Source organism: Bartonella sp. AC130YNZD (genome assembly GCF_042196865.1).
In the GTDB taxonomy this organism is placed as follows: domain Bacteria; phylum Pseudomonadota; class Alphaproteobacteria; order Rhizobiales; family Rhizobiaceae; genus Bartonella.
In genome coordinates this window covers 1-2,476 of the sequence record NZ_JBHIQZ010000080.1, presented here as the reverse complement: position 1 = coordinate 2,476, position 2,476 = coordinate 1, and the positions used below count along the sequence as shown (strand labels likewise).

Sequence of the window (2,476 nt, the reverse complement as noted above, 5' to 3'; positions counted from 1 at the left end):
ACCGTACAAAGCGATTTAAAGATTTTACGATGAAAAAACCATATCTATAATATAAAACGCTCTGTACGATCAAATTTGAGGTAAATTAACCTATTGGTAAAAATAGGAATTAAAACATGGAAATATTAAAACGAAGATTCTTTAAAAAACGTAAACAGCCTATGCAAAAAAAGTTTATCGCAACGGCTGTTGGGTATGTTCCTTGGGGAGATGGAGCAGAGGAGTATTTTTACAACCTCTATGAATATGAAGACGGCACAAGAGAGTGTGAAAAGTTTGACGGTGGTCAGTATTACACCATACCAGAAAAGGCAGATTTTAGCACCAAAGCGCAAGTGAAAGCATGGGTTTACGGTGGTGCTATTCCGAAAAGCGTTCTCAATTACGAGCCTCTTATAGACGAGATCAACAGAGAGATCAAAAAATTATCAGAAGCCGCTTGACATTATTTATGTAATGTGTATTTTCGAATCAGGTGCCTGAAAACACCTTGATAACAAGCGGATTAGTTGCCGAAATAACTAATCTTCTAGACATTAAAGATTTTGACTCGTTATATGCTGTAGCATATAACGATCTTGTCGGGTGTAGTTATGCTATACAATACCTTCATGGGGAAAGCGTAACGACGGACTTGTTACCGTGTTTTCAGCACCCGGCACTCTTTTAGAATGTCAATGAAAACATATTAAGTAACAAGGAATTCATCATGAACACTCTTATTAAAATTACAGAACAAACTATTGGAAAAGAAACAGTTCAAGCAGTAAATGCGCGTGAGTTGCATACGTTTTTAGAAGTCAATATACGCTTCAACGATTGGATTTCACGACGGGTTGAAGAATATTCTTTTCAAGAAAATCAGGACTTTGTGAGTTTTACTCAAAAAAGAGTAAAACCTAATGCCTCTCAAGAAAATCAAGGCTTTGTGAGTTTCGGTAAAAATTTACCGAAACCTAAAGGCGGTCGTCCAAGTACAGAATATCATCTCACTTTAGACATGGCGAAAGAGCTCTCTATGGTTGAACGCAATGAGAAAGGACGTCAAGCACGTCGTTACTTTATTGAGTGTGAGAAGAAACTGAGAAACCAAGCTGTTGATTATGATAATGATACACGCTTTGATTTGCCAAGTTATTGGGAAGGTATGAACGCTGGTGAAAAAGTTTTGTATCTTCTGGGTCCAATTCATGTTCGTCTTCTTGATGCCTTCAGAGTAGATGAAGAGAACAGAAAATACAAAGCCCTTATTAAAGAAGCAAAACAGGTCTTAGCAAAATCTGTTGTAAAAGCTGCTTAGATTTAAAAACATAACTCCCCATCTTTAAAGGTGGGGAGGAAGTTAAGCCGCATCTTTGATTGTGATAACAACTTGCTTGCCAAGAACACTCAGTGTTTGCTCTAATGTTTGAAGCTTCGTTGGATAATTGGGATCAAGAATGCGTCTTGCTTCTGTTTCTTTTTTACCCAAACGATGTGCCAATTCTGTTTTTGTGATATTCGCTTCATTAAAGGCTTCTACCACTGCAAGTTTAAGAGCATTCCATGCATCTACCGTAACCTCTACAAGACCTTTATATTGCTGTGGTACTGGTAAAGGTAAACCGCGCATAGGATAGCTCCGTAATGCTAACCCTAAAGCTTCAACAGCATTCTCTAATGCCTCTGCTCTATTTTCTCCAGCTGTTATTGCTTCTGGTACATCTGGAAAGGTTACAATAAAACCACCATCTGGATCAGATTCCAGTTTTGCTTGATACGTGTATTCCATGTTTAGGTCTCCTCGCCATGATCAAAATGCTTTTGAAACGAAAAATTAAAGCTGTTGAGAGAGTAACTCATACCCCCAACTGCTTTTTTATTATTTTCACGTAAAGTGGGGTCAATTCACCAGATTTTATAACGGTTGTCTTGTCTCCAAAAGTTACCAAATAATGTGACCCTTTACCTGCATCAGGAGCTTCACTGTAATGAATGCCTCTTTTTCTGGCTTCTTTACGTAATTCTCTAAGCAGTGCTTCTCGTTTCATTTAGCCTCCCCTTTCTGCATAAAATGAATATCGCACAAAAAGGTTCGATGGTCAACAATAAATCGAACAAAAAAGTTTGATACAGACTCTTAAATGAAAGGATATTTATTAAAAAGTTAAAAGCAGAAATAAGAAAGCGGTGCCATTTGTGTGACATGTTTTTTTGATGAATAATTTGTCAAATAATATTATAATGTAACACTTAAAAAACTGTTATTAATTAACTGAAATAATTGTATAAATATGCAAATTATGCTAAGTTTTTATGTATAAATTGCTAATCTAATGGGGCTACAAATATGCTAAATAAAGTGACGTTAATCGGGCGCCTTGGTGCTAATCCCGAAAGCAAAACAATGAATTCTGGAGCAGAAATAGTCAATTTTCGTATGGCAACTTCTGAAAGCTATACGGATAAAAATACTCATCAAAAAGTAGAGAAAACT

At 36.5% G+C, this 2,476-nt stretch carries 5 protein-coding genes; 3 read left to right on the top strand and 2 right to left on the bottom strand.

Annotated elements, in window-relative coordinates:
* The first annotated feature begins 116 nt into the window (after nucleotides 1–116).
* Both ACFINU_RS09605 and ACFINU_RS09600 read left to right on the top strand, forming a co-directional pair.
* Nucleotides 117–443, top strand: a complete 327-nt coding sequence (locus tag ACFINU_RS09605) for a hypothetical protein (RefSeq protein WP_375618935.1) — start codon at nucleotides 117–119, stop codon at nucleotides 441–443.
* A 266-nt stretch (nucleotides 444–709) separates the two neighbouring features.
* Nucleotides 710–1,300, top strand: coding sequence for an antA/AntB antirepressor family protein (locus ACFINU_RS09600; protein ID WP_375618936.1), 591 nt, complete (start codon nucleotides 710–712; stop codon nucleotides 1,298–1,300).
* Nucleotides 1,301–1,342: 42 nt separating this feature from the next.
* On the opposite strand, the gene ACFINU_RS09595 is transcribed toward ACFINU_RS09600, so the two are convergent.
* Nucleotides 1,343–1,771: a type II toxin-antitoxin system HicB family antitoxin gene (locus tag ACFINU_RS09595; protein WP_375618937.1), complete on the bottom strand. Its 429-nt coding sequence runs from the start codon at nucleotides 1,769–1,771 to the stop codon at nucleotides 1,343–1,345.
* A gap of 67 nt (nucleotides 1,772–1,838) precedes the next feature.
* Nucleotides 1,839–2,030 (bottom strand): hypothetical protein, encoded by a 192-nt coding sequence (locus ACFINU_RS09590; protein ID WP_004859817.1) that lies wholly within the window; start codon nucleotides 2,028–2,030, stop codon nucleotides 1,839–1,841.
* 299 nt (nucleotides 2,031–2,329) lie between these two features.
* Between ACFINU_RS09590 and ACFINU_RS09585 the strand changes: the two genes are divergently transcribed.
* On the top strand, nucleotides 2,330–2,476 hold a 147-nt coding region (locus tag ACFINU_RS09585; RefSeq protein WP_375618938.1), incomplete at its 3' end, for a single-stranded DNA-binding protein.